Raw genomic sequence first — 20,666 nt, forward strand, 5'->3', positions numbered from 1 at the left:
CCGCTATAAACGAAGTGAAGAAACTTTCAGCCAGGTATCATTGCCGGGCGGATCGGGAGCGTCCAGTGAAGTTAACGGCAATGAAACGGCAGTCAGGATTGATGATCCGGGAAGTCCGGATAGCTCAATTTCAGTTATATCTTTTTGAAATAAGGGCCCGGAGGCAGAAAGATAATTATCGATGATTTTCAGATAAATCCGGCCATCTTCACAGCAGGACTGCTTTGAAAAATGGGCCTTATGGGAGCAACTCCCGTCAGCAGCAGAAGCCAGCTCACATAAATCCGGGGCAGGAGCCATGTAAAGGCCCTGGTGTGAATGGCAGCAGGAGTTGGATCCGTCAATGCTGAGTTGAAGGGTACCCATGGCACGGCAATGGTGCATAAAAACAAGCATACCGGATGCCGGAAGCAGAAAGGCTGCCAGCATCAGCATTATAGCCATATTTTTCAGGTACCGGATCATTGCATTTCTTTAACGGGTACAAAAATAATCATTGCAATCCCGCTTATAAAAAGTTTATGAAAAATTTAACATTTGCCCCTGGCCACAAGGATTTATCCTAATCCGCTAATATCAATGAAAACGGCATGGAGCATCCAAAAAAAAAGGCCGGATAAACCAGCCATTTTTTGGGTGAATGATGGGATTCGAACCCACGACCCTCAGAACCACAATCTGATGCTCTAACCGACTGAGCTACACTCACCGTTTTACAAAAGTGGGGCAAAAGTAATACTTTTTCCTTATTTGTGATACATTTTGGAAAGATTTTTTTGACATCCCCCCGTGTACAGCCATTTCTTGTTAAATTTGCCTGAGACCATTATAACGACTAATATCAGGGAATATGACAGATATCATTGAATACAGGATTATTGGCGATGACATGCAACTTGTGGAAGTTGAACTTGATCCGATGGAGGGTGTCCGGGCCGAGGCTGGTGCCATGACTTATATGGACGATGGCATTGAGATGCAAACCGGCACAGGCGGGGGCCTTTTCAAAGGATTCAAGCGGATGCTGACCGGCGACGGCTTCTTTATTACTACTTTCCTCAATAACAGCAACGCAAAAAGAAGAATTGCATTCGGGGCGCCCTACCCCGGTAAAATTATACCGGTCGATCTGGGCAGGCTTGGCGGCGAATTTCTTTGCCAGAAAGATGCATTTCTCTGTGCAGCCAGGGGAATAGATATCGACATCGCCTTCACAAAAAAAATCGGCGCCGGCCTTTTCGGAGGCGAGGGCTTTATCCTGCAGCGTCTGTCAGGCGACGGCCTGGCGTTCATTCATGCAGGCGGCACCATTGTAAGCCGTGTATTGCAGCCCGGAGAGGTATTGCATGCGGATACCGGTTGTCTGGTGGCTTTCCACCCTTCGGTCAACTACGATATCAGGTTTATCGGCGGCTTTAAAAATGCGTTGTTCGGAGGCGAAGGGTTGTTCCTGGTTAAACTCACCGGCACCGGGCTGGTGTACCTCCAGAGCCTGCCCTTCTCGCGCCTGGCCGACCGTATTATAACCGCATCGGGGACAAACCGCGGAGAAAGCAGGGGCGGGGGCGGAATCGGCGGCTCAATTATCGGCGGTATTCTTGGAGGCGACAAGTCATATTAAGAGCGCTGCAGACTAAAATCATTGCTGTGAAACTTTTTCCCGGACGTCCGTCAAAACTGCCCGAAGGCTCGCTCTCGCGTAAAGCGCTACAGAACCTTTTGAAAAACAATACGGCAATGATTTCTGCAGGAATCATTGCAGCCGCAGTTTTGACCGCTTTGCTGGGATACCTCATTACCCCCGACAGCAGCCCATTTGCCAATGAACAACACCTTGAAATTGCTGCACAAAAACCGGGATTTTCCGTTTCAATGCTGAAGGTCACCGCAAACGAACCTGAAAATCGTTGCCCGCTGACAGAAAGATGGCTTTATGGCTGTAAGAACGCTTACAGTTATATCCCGTTCAATGATTACTGCTTCGAAAACGGGAAAATCATCCTGTCCGCCTATGACAGATCCGGAGACTCCAATACAATTACTTACGAATATCTGATTCAGGATGTACTTTACGCCCTTCCTTCGCAAGACGGAAAGTTATCATTCCGGACCGGCTTGCCCGATCTGCGCGGAAAAATAATCGGAGATGACAGCCTGACCTTACAAAATGAAATCATTCAGCATCATATCATAAGCAGGCATTACCTGTTAGGCACCGATCGTTTAGGCAGGGATATACTGAGCCAGTTGCTCATAGGAACAAGGGTCAGCTTGTCCGTCGGGCTTATCTCTGTGATAATCTCCCTGTTGCTGGGCATTCTGCTGGGCGCCCTGGCCGGCTTTTTCAGGGGATGGGTTGACGACTTGATAATATGGTTTATCAATGTCATCTGGTCAATTCCGACCATTCTGCTTGTAATCGCCATTACTTTTGTGCTGGGCAAAGGGTTCTGGCAGGTTTTTATTGCTGTCGGATTAACGATGTGGGTGGAAGTGGCACGGGTGGTCAGGGGGCAGATTCTCAGCCTGAGGGAAAAAGAGTTCGTGGAGGCAGCGCGCGCCCTCGGGTTCAAAAATGGCCGGATCATTGCCCGGCATATTCTGCCCAATGCTATGGGCCCGGTAATTGTTATCTCGGCGGCCAATTTCGCTTCGGCTATTCTGATTGAAGCCGGACTCAGCTTCCTGGGCATAGGCGTTCAGCCGCCCATGCCCTCATGGGGAACCATGATCAGGGAAAACTATTCCTACATCATCCTGGATAACCCATGGCTTGCCATTCTTCCGGGAATGTGCATCATGATACTGGTGCTGGCCTTTATGCTGATCGGGAATGGATTACGCGACGCCCTGGATGTAAAAACAACGACAACGGTTTAATACTGCTGAAGGTATTCCAGGTTGCCGCATCCGTATTTTTTGTTGAAGTTCCTGCAATTGCCCCTTTCAAACTGCAGTTTGACCATAATATAGAGGTCAAGGCCCTTGAAGTCATTCATCCCGAAAAAACCACCCAGTTTGTCGGTGCCGATGATGAACCTGTAAAACCGGGCACTCAGGCCCAGGCGGGGATATCGGTAATTATAAAGGGTAAATGGGACAGCCAGCTCAAAAAAGCGGTTTTCATAACGGGGCGTCACAGAGAGCTGCGAGGGGCGCACCACCGCGGCATCCTGCAGAACCAAAGGATGAACCAGGGAGCTGTTGACATAAAAATCTTTGATGACCTTGAAATCCGCCTGTAAACTGACAGCCGTGGGGAGCGAAACGGAAAAACTGCTTTCATCGATCAGCCGGGTGGAATCCCCGGAGAACTCATAACTTATTGTTCTGAATAACTCATCGAGTGAATTATAATCATTATCCCGCACATCGTACCAGTTCGCTGAAGCATCCTGCATCTCCATCCATTGCGTATTCTTGCGGAATGTGACCCTACCCAGATCAAGTAACGAAATACCCAGGCGGAACAGATATGGCTGGTATGGAATCTCGCAGGGAGCAGAGTAAACCTTGGTGGAGTGCCCCTGCATCTTTTTCTGATAGGTAATTCCCAGGTCAACACCAAAGCCGCTTCCCTGGATCAGATTTTCAGGAAGCAAGACGTCATTATTACGATAATCAACCGGAAGGGACATTCCCAAAGATCCATTGACGTTATTTACTATAATGGTATCGGAGTTGGGGATTACATAATCTATATTGTCAGCATAGCCGTATGCCCCTCCGGTCCCGAACAACCCTTTCAGCGTAATCCCGGCAGTCCAGTGTTCGCGGTTGCGCCGGTAAATGATGGCTGAATAGGTGCCCGAAACCTCGGCAAAAGCCATGGCGGCGGCCCTGAAATCGTTTTGATTGATATAATTGATCCGCTGCTGCGGATAATAATCCAGCCCTTCAACGGCAAACTTGGCCAGATCATAGGGAATCCGGTGTCCCGAAGCAAGCACCCTGTACCCGGTAGAAATACCAAATGCCTGACTGCCAAGTGCAAACATGGCAGAAGGCCCTATAATCCTCACCTGGGAGAATGCATTTTTATGATCTGTATTATACAAATCGTAAAAGTTCCTTGAATCGCCTGAAACCTCCTCTATATGTTCCGGAAAAACGGGATCCGGTTCCAGAAAACGGCTAAACCGGTATTCATCCTTTGCCAGAAATATATAATTGTTGTCAACATTCAGATGAATGCCGACAAGGTTAATATCAAGATAAAGTTTGGAATTGAGAATGGAAGTGGGATTGATCAGACTACCTGTGATGCCGGAATAATTACTGTGTACGAACCCATTCATCTCCTGGGCGCGAACATATCCGGAGAAAGCCAGTATTACAGGCAGAAGATATAGCGAAATCCTGAGTCTGAGCACGTAATGAGGTTATTGTAACAGCACATAATCCCTGAAAGTGCCGGTTAGTAAAAAGAATGCCAAAGTTATAACAATTGGCAAAACATCAAATCAAAATTCCCCGATTTTAACACTTCACGAATAAACGCTCAACCATAAGAATTATTATTTCAGCATGACAAATGCATACTTCCGGGTATAGCAGCACTTATTGCAGCCCCGGTATGTTAAAGGCATTTAACAGAAAGAAGCACCCTGGTCACCGCTTCAACTTGCAGAAAGAAGAAGCAAATGCGTTGTTTTGCAGGCATTTCTCACGAAAGCATAATCGCTTTCTCAAGAGCAGCCGTTCTGTCCGATTTCAGCATAACCCGGAAATATGCAATTCCTGACATGTCAGAAAATTTTACTAACATTGCAAGGAATTTGCAGCTGTCACTGGTTTATGGTGGGTGCAAGAGACAAAAACAAATCGTATTATATGATGAAGAATGTCATACTTTGGATCGCTGCCCTGATCCTTACACTTGGTTCTGCCTATTATCAGCGTACTACAGGACCAACTTACCCCATCAGAGGAAAAGTTCAGCTCGGCTATGAAACAATAAAATATAAACTGATCCGCACTTACGGGGGTCCTGATAATGCAGAAATCAGCATTGATGAACCAACCGGAAAAATAAAAGGGATCTTCACCTACAAGCGATTCAAAAGTTACGACGAATGGACGGAAGTGTCGATGGTAAATATGGGTGGGAAGCTGGTGGCATATGTTCCGCACCAGCCACCTGCCGGTAAGGTAGAATACATGATAAAACTGACAGACGGCACCAATACCGTTGAGCTGACCGAAGAGCCGGTAATCATCCGGTTTAAAGGACATGTGCCGGCCTATGTACTGCTGCCGCATATTCTGCTGATGTTCCTTGCCATGCTGTTTTCGACCAGAACAGGGATTGAAGTAATCGCCAGGGGAAGCCGGACATTCACGTACACATTGTTCACCACCATTTTTTTACTTATCGGCGGGCTGTTTCTGGGTCCGGTTATGCAGAAATTTGCATTCGGCGCCTACTGGACCGGATGGCCGATGCAGGGTATTTTCAAGTTCGGGGACATGACTGACAATAAAACAGCGGTAGCATTTATTTTCTGGCTCCTGGCTTTGTATATGCTTTGGAAAAATCCGGAAAAAAGAGGCTGGGCCCTTGTTGCGGCTATTGTACTCTTCCTGGTTTATATGATTCCCCACAGCATGCTGGGATCAGAAATTGACCATACAGCAATGCCGCAATAAGCCTGACTCCATGATAACCATCATCATTATTGTAATCACGGCAGTGATTTCGCTGCTTGCATTCAATGATCCCCGCTTTTTCGGCAGGTTGCTCTTCAGCCCGTTTATGATCAATAACCACCGGCAGGGTTACCGCTTTATCACACACGGGTTTGTGCACGCCGACTGGGTGCATCTGGCAGTAAATATGTTTGTATTGTTCTCCTTTGGCAAAGCCGTTGAGCATTATTACTCCGTGATTTTCGGCTTAAAAGCTTATTACTTCTTCATTCTTCTTTATGCCGGAGGTATTCTTTTCTCATCCGTACCCTCCTTTGCCAAACATAAAGACAACCAGTTTTACCAGGCAGTCGGGGCATCGGGAGCAGTTGCTGCAGTCGTGTTTGCCGCCATACTGATTAATCCGTTGTCACCCATCCGTTTCATCTTTATTCCGGTTGATATTCCGGCATTTATTTTCGGAGCGCTCTACTTAGGCTATTCCGCTTATATGGCCAAAAAGGGAAACGACAACATAGGGCACGATGCCCATTTCTGGGGGGCGCTGTTCGGACTTGTTTTTACAATACTGCTGAAACCGGGACTGATCGGGAGTTTTATCAGGCAAATAGCCGCTTTTGCGGGTGCTTAGTTCATCAATGGATCAGGGGGGTAATTGACCCATAATTTATACTCCCGTCCAAGCTTCCTGAGGGTTTGATTCCACAGGTCAACAGGATTGGTTTTTATAATCTGGTTAAGGTCGGTCATCGAAACCACCCATGAGTTTTCCTCCAGCTCCTGATCGAGCTGATTGGCCATCCAACCGGCATAACCGACAAAGAAGCGGATATCTTCCCTGCTCAAGCGCTTCTCGCGTATCAGGGTCTTCACGGTTTCAATATTCCCGCCCCAATACAATCCTTCAAGGATTTTAACGCCATCATCAATGATGTCGGGACGTGTATGAATGAAGAACAGACTGTCGGTTTTAACAGGACCACCCAGGTAAACCGGTGCATCGAATCCGGCAAAATCAACGGCTACATCACTTAATTTCACATCTACAGGCTTATTGATAATGATCCCGAATGACCCTTCCTCACTGTGATCAGCAAGCAAAACCACAGACTTCCGGAAATAAAAGTCCTGCAGGAATGGCACGGAGATCAGTATCCGGCCGGCAAGAGGTTTTATTTTGATTGGTTCCATTGTTTCACTTTTTTACTGTTAGTCATTGCTCGTTGTCCGGGAATCAGGCTGTCAATTCGTCTGCTTTTCTTCAAATTTAACAATTTTCCGGTCAAACTGCAACAATTAAAACGTTTATCTCCGGTTTATCCGGCCAATACAACAGGCCTATTCACTAATTTTGCAAACGGAGACATTACGGTAATTACAAATTCCATACCACACCACAAATGCAAAAATCCGATCATTCAGAATTATTTCTGAGACTCAGGGAGGAGTTTCCCGTTTTTGAATATCAACATTTCAGCGTGGAAGTAACTCCGGAAGGTGTTTACATGGAATTTGTCTTTAACCTGGGGCCCGGATACACTTTCAGGCCCACAGCGTTCATCCCCGTCCGAAACCTGCAGCCGGAATCCCTGGATTATGCAATCAATCAACCGGGATTGCTGAATAATATCGCTTTCAATATCGGGATGATTGAACTGATCAGTTACTGGAAAGCCAGTTGCGCCCCGGTGATACGGGTAAAACCGGCTTTTCTGACATCTGAACAGGTTCAATGGTGGAAAAAGCTCTACTACAACGGAATGGGAGAATTCTTTTATATGAATTCACTTTCAGTTGACGCCGTCTCCTTTGTTGAAATCATCCCTGAGGGTACTGATCAATTCAGATCTTTCCCCGTAAACCTGAGCGAGGGGATACTTGTCCCGCTGGGCGGCGGAAAAGATTCGGTGGTAACGCTGGAACTGCTGAAACAGGGCAACAGAAACATCATGCCGCTGATCATGAATCCCAGGGGAGCAACGGTTCATTCCGCAACAGCCGGAGGCTTCACCAATGACAACATTTTCACCATTCAAAGAAATATTGACCCTTTACTGCTGAAACTCAATGAACAGGGATTTCTGAACGGCCACACCCCGTTTTCAGCCATGCTGGCATTCTATACCCTGATGGCCGCGCTGCTTTCAGGCTACAGACATATTGCCCTTTCGAACGAATCCAGTGCAAATGAGGCAACCGTTCCGGGGACAAAAATCAATCATCAGTATTCCAAATCCTTCGAGTTTGAATCTGCTTTCAGGGATTATTGCAGCAACTATATCTCACCCGGCTTTAATTACTTCAGTTTCCTGCGGCCGCTGGGTGAACTTCAGATCGCTAAAATTTTTTCCGGCCTGAAACAATATCACAAGGTTTTCAGGAGTTGCAATGCCGGCAGTAAAACCGACAGCTGGTGCGGAAAATGTCCGAAATGCCTTTTTACATCCATCATCCTTTCGCCTTTCGCAGGCATCCGGAAAACTGCACGGATGCTGGGGCACGACATGCTCAATGATCCTGAAATGCAGGATACTTTCGACGAGCTGTGCGGCATTGCCGAAAACAAGCCTTTCGAGTGCGTCGGGACAATTGACGAGGTAAACAATGCCCTGCAGATGATGCTGCAACAGCACAGGCCGGAGGAATTGCCGTTGCTGCTGGAAAGGTATGAAGGAATCAGGGGACGCTTTAATCCGGAAGTAAACTTCAGTGCATTGAATTCAGAACACTGCGTCCCGCCGAAACTGTTAAACCTGCTAAAAGAAGCATTACAATGAAAAGCCTGATAATGTCAGTCACCAACGGCAAATCGGTGCTGATACTCGGTTATGGCCGCGAAGGGCAGTCAACGCTCAGGTTGCTGAATCAGTGCTGCCCGCAGCTGCCGCTTACCGTTGCTGACGCCGATCCTTTGATTGTGCATAAGCATCCGGAGCTGAATAATGAAAAACTGACCGTCATCACCGGACCGGGATACCTTGACAGGCTTAACCATTTCGACCTGGTCATCAAGTCGCCGGGAATATCTCTTTATAAAAGCGGGGTCTCATTTAATCCGGACAGAATCAGTTCGCAAACCGATCTTTTTCTCCGGGCATATGCTCCCCGGATGGCAGGGATCACGGGTACCAAAGGGAAAAGCACCACTTCGAGCCTGCTGCACCACATTATCCGGACATACACCAGCGACACCCTGCTGGCCGGCAACATCGGCGTTCCGCTTTTTGACCTTGCTGACAAAATAACACCTGCAACCAGGATTATCAGTGAATTATCGTCACACCAGCTTGAATACATTACCCGGGCCCCGGCGATAAGCATACTGCTGAACCTTTTCCAGGAGCACCTCGATCATTACGCTTCATTCAGGCACTATCAGCTGGCAAAATTTCAGATCGCGCTGAAGCAGCAGTTCAATGATGCATTTCTTTATGATGGCTCGGATGTCAATATCCAGAAACTCATGGAAGAACTGCGCATTCCGGGCAGAAAGTTCCCCGTTTATACCGGTGATTTTCCCGGCGATGGCGCCGGAATATCCGGAAATCACATTGTACTGAGAAACAACGGCGCGGAGAGGATCCTTCTTTCCTCAGAACATGGATGTAAACTGGCTGGCACCCATAATCTCCGTAATATCATATCAGCCGCCTCTGCAGCCAGCATGATGAATATACCGTCTGCCGCCATTGCCGAAGGGGTGGCCACGTTCACACCTTTGGAACACAGGATTGAATATGTCGGTAACTTTTCAGGAAAGGTTTTTTACAATGATTCCATCTCCACCATTCCCGAAGCTGCCATGGCAGCGGTTGCCACGCTGAAAAACGTTGACACCCTTATCCTCGGAGGGCATGACAGAGGAATTGATTACACCGGTCTGGCTGATTTTATCTGCAAATCCGGAATCAAAAACATCATTCTGACTGGTCCCGCCGGTGAACGGATCTCAGGATTGCTCAGACAGTTTAAAAAGTGCAATCCTTCAACCTTTTTTATCAGCGAATTTGACCTTGCGGTTGAGAAGGCGGCATCAGTCACACCGGCCGGAGGGGTATGCCTGCTTTCCCCGGCGGCTTCGAGTTACGATCGTTTCAAAAACTTTGAAGAACGGGGCAGGTTGTTCAAGGAGTTGGTAAGCAGAAAATAAAAAGCCCCCGGGATAAATCCGGAGGCCTGACTGGTAAAGCAACATATTTTTATTCGCCGGGTTCGGCTGTGTCATCCGCTTTTGCCGTTACTTTCGGCTTCTTAACAGTTTTGGGCTTAGGTTCAGCATCTTTCACCACTACTTTGGGCGCTGCCTTTGGTTTAGCCTTGGGTTCATCTGCAACAGGCTCCGGTTTTGCAGCAACTGCCAGGGGAGTGGTTTTCCTGATTCTTTTTGGCCTTGTAACGCCATGGGAACCCATGATGATTTTCCCACGCCTGGTCTTTTTGTCTCCTTTTCCCATAATATCAGCTATTTAATTGGTTTATGAAGTTCATTTTGTAAAAGTATAAAAAATCCACCAGTCAGTCAAGAAATCAGTTTAAAATGAAATGCAACCGGCAAACGGACCAATATCTTAAACGGAAAAAATCCCCTTTTGTCAAATAAAAAAAAAGCCTTACTTTTGCGCGACTAATTTTTAAAGCAATGGCAAAAAAGACCGACAACACAGAAGAAAAAATCATGGCCGTTGAGGAAGCCCTCAGCAAATCAGAAGTTTTTATTGAAAGAAATCAGAAACTCCTCGGAATTATTGCAGGTGCCATCGCGCTGTTGGTTTTAGCATATTTTGGTTTTCAGCGTTTCTACCTGATGCCCCGTGAAAAGGAAGCTCAATCGCAGATGTTCATGGCTGAGAAATATTTTGAAATGGACTCCCTGAAGCTTGCATTGAACGGCGACGGAATGTACCCGGGATTTTTGGGAATTATCGATGATTACGGGATTACCAGATCCGCAAAACTTGCTCACTATTATGCCGGTATCATCTACCTGAACGAAGGTCAGTATGAAGAAGCCATCAGCCACCTGCAGAAATTCAAAATTAAAGATAACATGGTTCTCCCGATGGCCAAAGGGGCAATCGGTGACGCATACATGGAGCTTGGAAAAACCGGAGAAGCGGCTGATTATTATCTGAAAGCAGCGGACACATATATTAACGACTTTACCACTCCCCTCTTCCTGCAGAAAGCAGCCTGGGCTTACGAAGAAGCCGGTAATACTGAGAAAGCGCTTGAAGCTTATGAGCGAATCCGTATAGATTTTCCGCGCAGTGCCGAATCCAGGGATGTTGAAAAATATATTGCCCGGCTTAAAGGACAATAATCATCGGACAAAAGACACTTAAACACCCGGAAACCAACCGGGTGTTTTTATTTAAGGCCATCCGCAGAAAAGCAGTAATTTCGCAATTATTAAACGCTCAAGCCCGGGCAGTATGAACGACATCAATATAATATTTATGGGCACGCCTGAATTCGCCGTTGCTTCGCTGCAGCGTATTGTTGAATCGGGCTACAAGGTTTCAGGAGTGGTAACGGTTCCCGACAAACCAGCCGGGCGCGGGCTAAAAATCCGGCAGTCAGCGGTAAAGCAGTACGCCCTGGAGCATGGTATCAGGGTATTTCAGCCCGAAAAGCTGAACGATCCTTTATTTATCGCTGAATTGAAAGAGCTGGGAGCAAATCTTTTCGTGGTTGTCGCATTCAGGAAGTTGCCTGAAGCGGTGTGGTCGCTGCCGGCGCTGGGATGTTTCAATCTTCATGCTTCCCTCCTGCCGCAGTACCGCGGAGCAGCCCCCATCAATCATGCTGTCATGAACGGGGAAACCGTTACCGGAGTTACCACCTTTTTCATCAATGAAGGCATTGACACCGGCAAAGTCATTCTGAGGTCGGAATTAACTGTTGGTCCGGATGAAACGGCCGGTGAGTTGCATGACAGGCTGAAGGAGACCGGAGCTGCGCTTGTTATAAAAACCATTGAAAATATAGCTTCAGGAAAATGCGCCCCTATTGCTCAGCCTGTGAGCAATGAACCCCTCAGAAACGCTCCCCGTATTTTCAGAGAACAGTGCTTCATCAGCTGGGATAAAACCGCCGGGGATGTCCATAACCATATACGCGGTTTAAGCCCTTATCCCGGCGCTATTTCATTCCTCAAGGGAGAAACTGCCGGCAGGGAAGTAAAGGTGCTCAGATCGGCCCTGACCGGTGAAATAGCCGGAACCGCTCCGGGTCATGCAAAAATTGTTTCGGATAACCGGCTCTTTGTTGCCTGCAGCGATCAGTATATAGAAATCATAACCATTCAACCGGCCGGTAAAAAAGCCATGCAGGCCAGTGAATTTTTAAGAGGGCTGAGAACGACCGGGATTGTCTTCAAAACCCCTTCTGAAGCGGTTTAGCGCCGGTTTTGCTTGATTTTAGAGCCTTTTTTAGCCCGAGTTATTAACAAACTCCCGGTTTTATTAACTTTTTTAAAGGTTTTTTCCTAAAACACTTGATTTTAGGCAGGAATAGCTTATATTTGCGTTAGGTTATCCAACAAAGTATTCATTTAAATCAGGAAACGATGAACAAACAGGAATTAATTGTTGCCATTGCAGCAGACTCAGGGCTCACCAAAGCCGATTCCAAAAAAGCCCTTGACGCTTTCATCTCAGCTACTTCAAAAAGCCTTAAAAAAGGTGACCGCGTAGCTCTTGTAGGATTTGGTTCATTCTCGGTTTCGAAACGCGCTGCCCGCAAAGGCCGTAACCCTCAGACCGGAAAAGAAATCAAGATTGCTGCCAAGAAAGTTGTTAAGTTCAAACCAGGTGCTGAGCTCTCCAAGAATGTAAAATAAGCTGCCGGTAAGCAACGGTTTAAAGGCTGGCCTTACATAAGGCCGGCTTTTTTAATTTCTCTTTCCACCTGGACAACATCTAAAAGGAAACGGTATGGCAGCCCGGCGTCTTCACCGGCATAATCAATACCGATTCTCGGCCCTGAAGTTATCATGCTTTCAGTTATTGACAATCCCGATTTTTCTATCCAAAGAAGCCCGTTACATTTCAGATCTGTTCCATTGTGACTTTTACCAACGCCTAACAGCCTTGTAAGCTTTCCGGGGCCAAGACCATCTTTGTGCACATTAATGCTTCGTTTTACCCTTCCGCCCATAATGCCGATGCCCTCAAGCGGAAGAATCCCCCTGAGGAGCACTGCATGGGGCAATCCGGCCGGACCGGTAACAACATTCAAAAGGGAATGCAAGCCATAACAGAGGTAGACATAGGCGATACCACCCTCGCGATACATCACTTCGGTGCGCTGCGTCAACCTTCCGCCAAAGGCATGCGATGCACGGTCGGTTTCCCCTGCATAAGCCTCCGTTTCAGTGATAATGCCCGAACAGATACCATCAGGGGTATTGGAAACAATCTTCATGCCCAGCAGTCGTTTTGATATTCCGACCACATCGCCATCCATGTAAAAATCCCTGTCAGGCAGCCGCTCACTGATCCTCATTTCCTGATCTCCATCTGAAGAATCCATCCGATACAACATCAATTTTATCATTATCGGTCAGCCAGGTTACCGCATTGATCACTTTTTCCTCACTGATCCTGGGACAGGCATTTGTCAGCTCCTTCAGGCTGCAGGGAGCCGCTTTCAGCATAGGTTTGATGACTTCAAGAATATTATTGAATTCCAGTTCACTGAGGTTTGCCTTATTCCTTTCGATGCAGACATCACAAATTCCGCACCGACGGCTGTCGGACTGACCGAAATAGGAGATCAGCATCTGACTCCGGCAGCGGTTCGATGTTGATACATAATTAATGATGGCATCGAGCCTTTGAACTGCTTCCTGCTTTCTTTCATGATAAAACTGAGGTGAAATCCGGAGATCCTCAGCCTTTATCAGTTCACTCGAAAAAGTAATCTGAGGTTTATCGGTCCGGGGGACATAAGTAAGGATATCCAGCTGATGCAGTCGCGTGAGCAGTTGAGTCACTGTTTCAGCAGGGATTGACAGGCGCTGTCCCAATTCTGCCTCGCTGATGGAAGCGGGCTCCGAAAATACCCCGCCGTAAGAGCGAAGGATCATTTTGATGAGCGGATCAAATGCCGCATGTTCAACCTGAAAACGGTAGAGGTCATCCTTACGGGCATTAAATACAAGTTTAGAATGGGTTGACATTGCCTCATTCATCACAATAAATCCCTCTCTTTCAATGAATTTAAGGGAGTTATAAGCCATAACCGGCTTAAAATCGTACTGGTTGCAAAAATTGTTGATATCAAATACATGCGTAGTATCGCGACCGGTACCGGGAACCAGGTTCAGATAGTTTCCGAGGGCTTTATAAACCCTGCGGATGAACTCAGGTTCAGGATATGAAAGGTCAAGGTTATGGCGGGCATCCAGGATATCGGCTTCTTCGAAAAGCAGCACGGCAAAAGCTTTTTTCTCGTCCCTGCCGGCCCTTCCGGCCTCCTGAAAATAGGCTTCAGGGCTATCGGGCAGATCCAGGTGCACCACAAACCTCACATCCGGCTTATCGATTCCCATGCCGAAGGCATTGGTAGAAACCATAACCCGGATCGAACCACTTTTCCAGGCATCCTGCTTCTTCTCCCTTTCACGGGGATCCAGACCCGCGTGGTAGTAGTCTGCCCTGATACCGCTTCTCGCCAGCAACCCTGCAACTTCCCTGGTTTTCCTCCGGTTACGCACATATATAATTCCGCTTCCTTTAACATTTGTACAAATTCTGAGAAGACGGTCAGTTTTATTCTCCGTCCTCGAAACGACATAAGCAAGGTTATTGCGCTCGAAACTGCGTTCAAACACATGGTATTGCGAAAATCTGAGCTTATCCTGAATATCATTCACCACTTTCCGGGTTGCCGTGGCAGTAAGGGCCAGCACGGGAACACCGGGCAGACGGTCGCGTAATTCTGCAATGCGCAGGTAGGGCGGCCTGAAGTCGTAGCCCCATTGAGATATGCAATGAGCTTCGTCCACTGCAATCATTCCGACTTTGATATGCTCAAGCGCCGTGAGAAACCGTTCGGTAAGCAGCCGCTCGGGTGACAGGTAAAGGAAACGCGCCTGACCGTGCAGTACATGATTCATGGCAAGTTCAACTTCCCTGGGAGTCATTCCGGAATAGATAGCTTCGGCAGGAATTCCTTTGCTTTTCAGGTTTTCAACCTGGTCTTTCATCAGGGCAATCAGGGGCGTGATTACTAGGGTAATGCCCGCTGTCACCATTCCGGGCACCTGGAAACACAACGACTTGCCTCCTCCGGTGGGCAGCAGGGCAAGCGTATCGTGCCCCGACAATACCGACAGGATAATCTCCTCCTGCATGGGCCTGAAGGCACTGTATCCCCAATATCGCGCCAGTATCTGATGAATGGTTGAAATCATTATGATAGTTATCCTCTGTAAACCTGAAATTATGCCATAAGGGTATAAAGTTACAAAAATAAGCAGATATCCGTCCTGCGTATTCCGCATCTCCTTGGCAGTCCATTTCCGGGAATAATGCTATTTTTGTCTGTCAGATTCATTTAATTCATGTCAAAACCAGTTTTCCTGATCGGCTATATGGGCAGCGGCAAATCGACCGCCGGACGAAAACTTGCCCGAATGCTCGGATATGCATTTGAAGACACCGACGAGCTGATTGCATCGATGACCGGAAAAACCATCGAAGAGATCTTTGACAGTGAAGGAGAGGATGCATTCAGGATTCTGGAGCATTCAGTCATCAGATCGCTGGCCGGCAGGGTTAACACGGTGATTGCCACAGGAGGCGGCGCGCCTTGTTATTTCGACAATCTCAGTCTTATGCAGCGCAGCGGCATAACCGTTTATATAAAACTCAATCCTGTATCCATTGTGAAGCGGCTCTCCCAATCTAAAACTAACCGGCCGCTGATTAAGAAAATCGGCCATGACCAACTGCTACCCTGGGTAACGCGGCATCTGGAACAAAGAGCCTTATTTTATGAAAAAGCCCATATAATCTTTAAAGGAGAAAATCCGGACCTGAACGAACTTGCCGGACAGATCAAATCTTTCAGGCCTTAGTGCCGGTGAATCACCTGAGCTCCAGCAGACAGACATTCTCCACATGGTGGGTATGCGGAAACATATCCACAGGCTGCACCTTTGAAATCCGGTATTGCGCCGCCATCAGACTAATGTCGCGGGCCTGGGTGGCGGGATTGCAGCTCACATAAACAATCTTTTGCGGCGCCGCTTCCAGGATGCTTTTTATCACCTTTTCGTGCATACCGGCCCTGGGCGGATCTGTGATCACCACATCCGGCTTACCGTTACTCATAATAAATTCAGAAGTCAGCACTTTAGCCATATCGCCCGAATAAAAAACGGTATTCGAAATAGCATTCAGCTCCGAATTCATCCGCGCATCCCGCACAGCAGGCTCCACATACTCAATCCCCACAACCCGCCCGGCACGATGAGCGATAAAATTTGCAATTGTACCTGTTCCGGTATACAGATCATAAACTGTTTCTGTTCCTGTGAGGCCGGCAAATTCCCGGGTGATGGTATACAGCTCCAGCGCCTGAACTGAATTGGTCTGAAAAAAAGACAAGGGACCAATCCTGAATTCAAGGCCGTCCATAGCTTCCGTCATGTGCGGAATTCCGCTGTAAAGCACCGGAATCAGGTCATTGATCGTATCATTGTGCTTCTGGTTGACAACATAAAAGAGCGATGTGATTTCAGGAAAACGGTCAGAAACAAACCGCATGACTGTTTCTATCCTACCGGGGTCGTCTGTTCCGAAAACAACGATCACCATCAGATCGCCGGTATTGGAGTTCCTGACAATCAGGTTCCTCAGGTCACCTTCAAAGTTTCTGATATTATAAAATGAAATCTGCCTGTTGATGGCAAAATCTTTCAATGCCAGTCGTATCCGGTTAGAGATATTTGATTGAAGATAGCAATGCTGAATATCCAGCACCCTGTCGAACATTCCTGGAATATGGAAACCCAGGGCATTCATATCACGCGCTTCAGGAGGGATATTCATTTCCTCATCGGTAAGCCAGCGGTGGGTGGAAAAAGTATACTCCAGTTTATTGCGGTAGTATTCGGTGTGAGCAGCCCCTTTTATGGGCATTATGCCCGGAAACTCAAGGTGTCCGATCCTGCTGAAATTATCCTGTACCTGTTTCTGCTTGTAATACAACTGCCGGCTGTAATCCATTACCTGCCATTTGCAACCGCCACAGATTCCGAAATGGCTGCAAACAGGGTCCACCCTCATATCTGAGAATTTATGAAATTTCACCGCCCTGCCTTCAAAAAACCTGCGTTTGCGCGAAACTATCCTGATGTCGACCACATCTCCTGGCACCACAAAAGGCACAAATACCACCATTTCATTTACCCTTGCAATGGCTTTTCCTTCAGCACCGGCATCAATGATCTCAACATTTTCGAGGATGAGGGGGCCCTCATTTTTAACTTTTCTACCCATAAACTTCAGCTGAGTTGCAAAAGTACAACAATCCGGTTATACCACCAGCAATTACAAAAACCTGCCTTTCATTAAAACGGCAGGCTACCCTTGCGGATAGCCTGCTGTTCAATAAAGAAATTACCAATTATTAATTTGCCATCACGGCAGTATACTTCATTTTAGCAAGATCAACTGTAATCTTGTAGCTACCGGCAATGGCAGGTACCGGAATTGCAGGAGGATCAGGTTCATTTTCAGTAGGCCTGAATACCAGATTGCCTGCATCGCCTGTTCCGCTGTCATCCGTTCCGTATTGAGGTGACCACTGTCCGAGCGTTTCAATGAATTTGAAGTAAGTGCTTCCGCCAGCGAGGTTCACTGTAATCTCAAACAGTCCGGGAGCCAATTTGGTCATCGGCAGTGCGGCAGTATTATCCCATCCGGCCGGAGTTCCGTCGCCCAGCAGATAGAGCGTTTCAGAAGCCTTGGTAATGGTATAGGTAAGTGCTTCAATATCGGCAAATATCCTGTAGTCGCCGGCTGCTGCCGGGGCAGGAATGCCCGCAGGATCCGGTTCATCCTCTGTGGGGCGGAATACCAAAGGACCACTTTCTCCGGTACCGGTTCCATCGGTACCCCATTGCGGAGCCCAGGCACCCAGGGTCTGGATGAACTTCAGGAATTTACCTTCGCCGGCCAGATTGGCAACGATGGCAAACTGCGTTTCGTTGAAAGCATGCAACGGTAAAGCATTGGCATTATCCCATCCGGGTGCGGTAGCATCTCCGAGCAGATAAATTGGAGGATAAACGATTTCAGCCGCATAAGGGGTAACCTTCATCTTGATGGTTTCCGATACCGCGTTATCGTATGTGGAGCCATCAGTCACATCGGCGATAATACGTAAAACCAGGTTATGCGCTTCGCCCGTGGCCAGACCCATATTTATCAATTTGCCGTTTAATTCGGCTATGGTCATGGAATAACTGGTCTCGGTGGTAGCGGTAAGCCCGAGGGGACTGCTGAAATTATCCGCTTCCGTATCAAGCTGAACAGTATAGGTAACAGCACCCAGTTTATCCGGATTGATCAGGTTCCAGTTACGTCCTGCTTCAACATTGTATTCAGCCGGATCCCATGTAATGTTGGCCCATAAGGCATCCTCCTGTGCTTCGAGCAGGATGTACTCTGCATTATTGCCGGGCGAGGAAATCACCGGATTTATGGTCTTTTCCATATCCAGAACCGGCTCCAGCTCTCTCTTCTCGCAGGAATTGAATACCAGTATTCCGGCAAGTGCTATGATGAAAAACAGTGTTTTTTTCATGATATCTGAAATTTAATAAGATTAATAACCAGTGTTCTGCTGCAGGTTCGGATTGGCCGACATTTCAGCAGCAGGAATGGGATAAAGATTCCTGAAGCTTCCGGTCGCGGTGCCATTGGGCACTTTACCCTTCCAGGGCCACAGATAAGCTGAAGTGGTAAACTTGTCATAACGGATAAGGTCGGTCCTGCGGTGGCCTTCCCAGTAAAGTTCACGGGCACGCTCATCAAGGATGAAATCGAGGGTAAGCTCTCCTGCTGAAATGTTTCCATCAACAGATCCGTAAGCACGGGTACGCACCTGGTTAACCAGTTCAAGCGCGCGTCCTTCGCTTCCGCCACCACCACGCTTCACTGCTTCTGCATACATCAGGTAAGCATCTGCCAGACGGAATACCGGGTAATCGGTACATACATAATCGGGATGCGGGAAGCGTGCCGGCGAACCGTCCTTGTTCACATTTTTGAACTTGGTAATGGCATAACCTTCAGTAAACTGACCAATGTCGTTGATTTCAAGGGTCTGGCCATCGGTCCAGAACATGGCACGTTTGTCGAATGCAGTGCGGGTTATAGAGTAAGTATAATCGGGTGTGCCGAGCTTCATGGCAAACACATAGGTACCTGCTTCGGGTATTGCAATGTTGTCACCGCCGGCATCCAGAATACCATCGAGTCCTGAATCACCATAATTAATGTCCCAGCCATCATTGGCCCTGAATTTTACTTCCCCGGCTGTAAGGTCGAGAATTGCATTCCACAATCCGGTGGCCGGATCATAAGTCATGTTCTGATCATAATCCCATAGGCCTTCTGTGGCAGATCCGATTATACCCCAGTCCGTTTTCACCATGGTGTAAGTCAGATCATTGAGGTTCACATTGAGTTTGTAGTAACCCGTTTCGGCAGGTATTATATTTGCTCCACCCGGATCGAGTGTACCATCAAATCCGTCGTCACCGTAATTTACATCCCATGAGGGTCCATCGGTAAATTTGAATTCTTTTCCGGCTTCAACCCAGATGTAACCTTCGTAATTGCCATCGCTGTTCACAGAAGCGAGCTGGGCGGAATTTGCAGGATCCCATTCCGGAATCATATAGTTACCAGGTACATAAATTACCGGGTAGCTGTTTTTATAATTGCGTGGGCGGGGAGTGCTGTAAATACCGTTTACAACATCCGGATAAAACTTCTGAACAAAAGCTTTGGTGGTCCGTAATCCGCCCCAGCCGCCGCCAACTCCAAACTCATCAGCAGGCATGGTTCCGCCGATGGCAGCATGAATCAGATAAACCATTCCGCCAAATGAACGGGTAAATTCACCGTCGTAGTTGATAGAAAAGATCATTTCGGGACTGGTGTGGTTGTCGGCCATGAAGTTGTCTGAATAAGCAGGAGCCAGGGTATATCCGGCATCCAGCACCTTTTCAAGATAAGTGACAGCATCGGCATAACGGTTTTGCCCGGTATAAACCTCTGCATTCAGATACAATTTTGCCATCAGCATCCAGGCAGCGGCTTTATCGGCACGGCCATACATAAACCGGGGGTTGCCAAGGTCGTTTTCAATGGCCTTCAGCTCCGATTCAATATAATTGAAAAGCTCGGTACGGCCGATCTGACGGGGGAAGAATGCGCCGGGCGCATCATCTTCGGTAACAAAACCGGGACTGCCGAACAAATCGAGCGCATGCCAGTATGAATGTGCCCTGATAAAGCGGGCCTCGGCAAGGAATTCTTTATATTCTTCCTTACCGGCAGCATTCCTGATGTATTCGTTTGATATCGAGATGGTGTAGAATACCCTGGCATAAAGGGCCGCGATAAATACATCATTCGGCGCCCAGGTCTGCCAGTGAAAATCCTTAATGGTTGCATCGTTCCAGGCCATTACCGCCTCATCGGTGGAGAGCTGCTGGGCGTTCCAGTACTGACGCAGGTAATTGGAAAAACCTTCATCAATACCTTCAATGTCGGGCTTACCCGAGGGGCCTTCCTGACCACTCACGGCATAGGAGGCATACAATTTGGCCAATGCCTGCATGTAAGCTTCCGGAGAATCAAAAACGTTGGTGGCTACCGGCAGGTTCTCATCCAGGGGTTCAACATCCAGGTCCTTCAGACATGATGTTGTAAGGACTACCATCGCAAGGGCAGCCAATGCTATTTTGAGATACTTTTTCATCTTGCTCATCA

19 protein-coding genes and 1 tRNA gene are annotated in these 20,666 nt (G+C 47.7%); 10 read left to right on the forward strand and 10 right to left on the reverse strand.

Annotated elements, in window-relative coordinates:
• Positions 1-3: 3 nt before the first annotated feature.
• On the reverse strand, positions 4-465 hold the full coding sequence (locus tag TBC1_RS15260) for a hypothetical protein (protein ID WP_062044778.1): 462 nt from the start codon (positions 463-465) through the stop codon (positions 4-6).
• A 170-nt stretch (positions 466-635) separates the two neighbouring features.
• Positions 636-709, reverse strand: a tRNA-His gene (locus tag TBC1_RS15265).
• Between the two features lie 141 nt (positions 710-850).
• Between TBC1_RS15265 and TBC1_RS15270 the strand changes: the two genes are divergently transcribed.
• The gene (locus TBC1_RS15270) at positions 851-1,621 is read left to right on the forward strand and encodes a TIGR00266 family protein (RefSeq protein WP_062044780.1); all 771 of its coding nucleotides are present in this window, start codon (positions 851-853) and stop codon (positions 1,619-1,621) included.
• A 26-nt stretch (positions 1,622-1,647) separates the two neighbouring features.
• The gene (locus tag TBC1_RS15275) at positions 1,648-2,880 is read left to right on the forward strand and encodes an ABC transporter permease (RefSeq protein WP_201781700.1); all 1,233 of its coding nucleotides are present in this window, start codon (positions 1,648-1,650) and stop codon (positions 2,878-2,880) included.
• Here TBC1_RS15275 and TBC1_RS15280 read toward each other — a convergent pair.
• Positions 2,877-4,373, reverse strand: a complete 1,497-nt coding sequence (locus TBC1_RS15280) for a DUF5723 family protein (RefSeq protein ID WP_137305780.1) — start codon at positions 4,371-4,373, stop codon at positions 2,877-2,879. The two genes, TBC1_RS15275 and TBC1_RS15280, sit on opposite strands and share 4 nt — an antisense overlap.
• Positions 4,374-4,833: 460 nt before the next feature.
• Here TBC1_RS15280 and TBC1_RS15285 point away from each other — a divergent pair, with 460 nt between their 5' ends.
• Positions 4,834-5,649 carry a hypothetical protein gene (locus tag TBC1_RS15285; RefSeq protein WP_137305782.1) on the forward strand — a complete coding sequence of 272 codons (816 nt, stop codon included), beginning with the start codon at positions 4,834-4,836 and terminating at the stop codon, positions 5,647-5,649.
• Positions 5,650-5,659: 10 nt separating this feature from the next.
• Positions 5,660-6,280 (forward strand): rhomboid family intramembrane serine protease, encoded by a 621-nt coding sequence (locus TBC1_RS15290; protein WP_062044786.1) that lies wholly within the window; start codon positions 5,660-5,662, stop codon positions 6,278-6,280.
• On the opposite strand, the gene TBC1_RS15295 is transcribed toward TBC1_RS15290, so the two are convergent.
• Positions 6,277-6,840: a YqgE/AlgH family protein gene (locus tag TBC1_RS15295; RefSeq protein ID WP_062044788.1), complete on the reverse strand. Its 564-nt coding sequence runs from the start codon at positions 6,838-6,840 to the stop codon at positions 6,277-6,279. The two genes, TBC1_RS15290 and TBC1_RS15295, sit on opposite strands and share 4 nt — an antisense overlap.
• Before the next feature lie 209 nt (positions 6,841-7,049).
• On the opposite strand from TBC1_RS15295, the gene TBC1_RS15300 reads away from it, so the two are divergent.
• Both TBC1_RS15300 and murD read left to right on the forward strand, forming a co-directional pair.
• Positions 7,050-8,426: a hypothetical protein gene (locus TBC1_RS15300; protein WP_062044790.1), complete on the forward strand. Its 1,377-nt coding sequence runs from the start codon at positions 7,050-7,052 to the stop codon at positions 8,424-8,426.
• Complete coding sequence (gene murD, locus TBC1_RS15305) at positions 8,423-9,799, forward strand: UDP-N-acetylmuramoyl-L-alanine--D-glutamate ligase (protein ID WP_062044792.1); 1,377 nt, start codon at positions 8,423-8,425, stop codon at positions 9,797-9,799. Before TBC1_RS15300 ends, murD begins: the two co-directional genes overlap by 4 nt.
• A gap of 49 nt (positions 9,800-9,848) precedes the next feature.
• On the opposite strand, the gene TBC1_RS15310 is transcribed toward murD, so the two are convergent.
• Positions 9,849-10,103, reverse strand: a complete 255-nt coding sequence (locus tag TBC1_RS15310; RefSeq protein ID WP_062044795.1) for a 30S ribosomal protein THX — start codon at positions 10,101-10,103, stop codon at positions 9,849-9,851.
• 185 nt (positions 10,104-10,288) lie between these two features.
• Between TBC1_RS15310 and TBC1_RS15315 the strand changes: the two genes are divergently transcribed.
• The 3 genes from TBC1_RS15315 to TBC1_RS15325 all read left to right on the forward strand — a co-directional run bounded on the left by TBC1_RS15315 (position 10,289) and on the right by TBC1_RS15325 (position 12,490).
• On the forward strand, positions 10,289-10,969 hold the full coding sequence (locus TBC1_RS15315; RefSeq protein ID WP_062044797.1) for a tetratricopeptide repeat protein: 681 nt from the start codon (positions 10,289-10,291) through the stop codon (positions 10,967-10,969).
• 112 nt (positions 10,970-11,081) lie between these two features.
• Positions 11,082-12,050 carry a methionyl-tRNA formyltransferase gene (gene fmt, locus TBC1_RS15320; protein ID WP_062044799.1) on the forward strand — a complete coding sequence of 323 codons (969 nt, stop codon included), beginning with the start codon at positions 11,082-11,084 and terminating at the stop codon, positions 12,048-12,050.
• 167 nt (positions 12,051-12,217) lie between these two features.
• Positions 12,218-12,490, forward strand: a complete 273-nt coding sequence (locus tag TBC1_RS15325) for an HU family DNA-binding protein (RefSeq protein ID WP_062044802.1) — start codon at positions 12,218-12,220, stop codon at positions 12,488-12,490.
• Positions 12,491-12,522: 32 nt separating this feature from the next.
• Here TBC1_RS15325 and TBC1_RS15330 read toward each other — a convergent pair whose 3' ends face one another.
• Positions 12,523-13,182: a DNA-3-methyladenine glycosylase gene (locus TBC1_RS15330; RefSeq protein WP_062044803.1), complete on the reverse strand. Its 660-nt coding sequence runs from the start codon at positions 13,180-13,182 to the stop codon at positions 12,523-12,525.
• Positions 13,142-15,067, reverse strand: a complete 1,926-nt coding sequence (locus tag TBC1_RS15335) for a RecQ family ATP-dependent DNA helicase (protein WP_062045633.1) — start codon at positions 15,065-15,067, stop codon at positions 13,142-13,144. Before TBC1_RS15335 ends, TBC1_RS15330 begins: the two co-directional genes overlap by 41 nt.
• Positions 15,068-15,217: 150 nt before the next feature.
• Here TBC1_RS15335 and TBC1_RS15340 point away from each other — a divergent pair, with 150 nt between their 5' ends.
• Positions 15,218-15,733: a shikimate kinase gene (locus TBC1_RS15340; protein ID WP_062044805.1), complete on the forward strand. Its 516-nt coding sequence runs from the start codon at positions 15,218-15,220 to the stop codon at positions 15,731-15,733.
• Positions 15,734-15,743: 10 nt separating this feature from the next.
• Here the strand turns inward: TBC1_RS15340 and rlmD are convergent, their stop codons facing one another.
• The 3 genes from rlmD to TBC1_RS15355 form a co-directional block, all read right to left on the reverse strand.
• Entirely contained in the window at positions 15,744-17,159 is a 1,416-nt protein-coding gene (gene rlmD / locus TBC1_RS15345) for a 23S rRNA (uracil(1939)-C(5))-methyltransferase RlmD (RefSeq protein WP_062044807.1), read from the reverse strand.
• A gap of 130 nt (positions 17,160-17,289) precedes the next feature.
• Positions 17,290-18,468 (reverse strand): SusE domain-containing protein, encoded by a 1,179-nt coding sequence (locus TBC1_RS15350; protein WP_062044809.1) that lies wholly within the window; start codon positions 18,466-18,468, stop codon positions 17,290-17,292.
• A 21-nt stretch (positions 18,469-18,489) separates the two neighbouring features.
• The gene (locus TBC1_RS15355) at positions 18,490-20,655 is read right to left on the reverse strand and encodes a RagB/SusD family nutrient uptake outer membrane protein (RefSeq protein WP_172668915.1); all 2,166 of its coding nucleotides are present in this window, start codon (positions 20,653-20,655) and stop codon (positions 18,490-18,492) included.
• Between the last annotated feature and the right edge of the window lie 11 nt (positions 20,656-20,666).

The organism is Lentimicrobium saccharophilum, assembly GCF_001192835.1.
Taxonomy (GTDB): domain Bacteria; phylum Bacteroidota; class Bacteroidia; order Bacteroidales; family Lentimicrobiaceae; genus Lentimicrobium; species Lentimicrobium saccharophilum.

Excerpts from the sequence above, each read along its gene's own strand:
- TBC1_RS15355 (WP_172668915.1), bottom strand. The coding sequence starts at position 20,655 with ATGAAAAAGTATCTCAAAATAGCATTGGCTGCCCTTGCGATGGTAGTC.
- TBC1_RS15325 (WP_062044802.1), top strand. The coding sequence starts at position 12,218 with ATGAACAAACAGGAATTAATTGTTGCCATTGCAGCAGACTCAGGGCTC.
- TBC1_RS15260 (WP_062044778.1), bottom strand. The coding sequence starts at position 465 with ATGATCCGGTACCTGAAAAATATGGCTATAATGCTGATGCTGGCAGCC.
- TBC1_RS15335 (WP_062045633.1), bottom strand. The coding sequence starts at position 15,067 with ATGATTTCAACCATTCATCAGATACTGGCGCGATATTGGGGATACAGT.
- TBC1_RS15330 (WP_062044803.1), bottom strand. The coding sequence starts at position 13,182 with ATGGATTCTTCAGATGGAGATCAGGAAATGAGGATCAGTGAGCGGCTG.
- TBC1_RS15285 (WP_137305782.1), top strand. The coding sequence starts at position 4,834 with ATGATGAAGAATGTCATACTTTGGATCGCTGCCCTGATCCTTACACTT.
- TBC1_RS15340 (WP_062044805.1), top strand. The coding sequence starts at position 15,218 with ATGTCAAAACCAGTTTTCCTGATCGGCTATATGGGCAGCGGCAAATCG.
- TBC1_RS15300 (WP_062044790.1), top strand. The coding sequence starts at position 7,050 with ATGCAAAAATCCGATCATTCAGAATTATTTCTGAGACTCAGGGAGGAG.
- TBC1_RS15315 (WP_062044797.1), top strand. The coding sequence starts at position 10,289 with ATGGCAAAAAAGACCGACAACACAGAAGAAAAAATCATGGCCGTTGAG.
- TBC1_RS15350 (WP_062044809.1), bottom strand. The coding sequence starts at position 18,468 with ATGAAAAAAACACTGTTTTTCATCATAGCACTTGCCGGAATACTGGTA.
- fmt (WP_062044799.1), top strand. The coding sequence starts at position 11,082 with ATGAACGACATCAATATAATATTTATGGGCACGCCTGAATTCGCCGTT.
- TBC1_RS15310 (WP_062044795.1), bottom strand. The coding sequence starts at position 10,103 with ATGGGAAAAGGAGACAAAAAGACCAGGCGTGGGAAAATCATCATGGGT.
- TBC1_RS15295 (WP_062044788.1), bottom strand. The coding sequence starts at position 6,840 with ATGGAACCAATCAAAATAAAACCTCTTGCCGGCCGGATACTGATCTCC.
- murD (WP_062044792.1), top strand. The coding sequence starts at position 8,423 with ATGAAAAGCCTGATAATGTCAGTCACCAACGGCAAATCGGTGCTGATA.
- rlmD (WP_062044807.1), bottom strand. The coding sequence starts at position 17,159 with ATGGGTAGAAAAGTTAAAAATGAGGGCCCCCTCATCCTCGAAAATGTT.
- TBC1_RS15270 (WP_062044780.1), top strand. The coding sequence starts at position 851 with ATGACAGATATCATTGAATACAGGATTATTGGCGATGACATGCAACTT.
- TBC1_RS15290 (WP_062044786.1), top strand. The coding sequence starts at position 5,660 with ATGATAACCATCATCATTATTGTAATCACGGCAGTGATTTCGCTGCTT.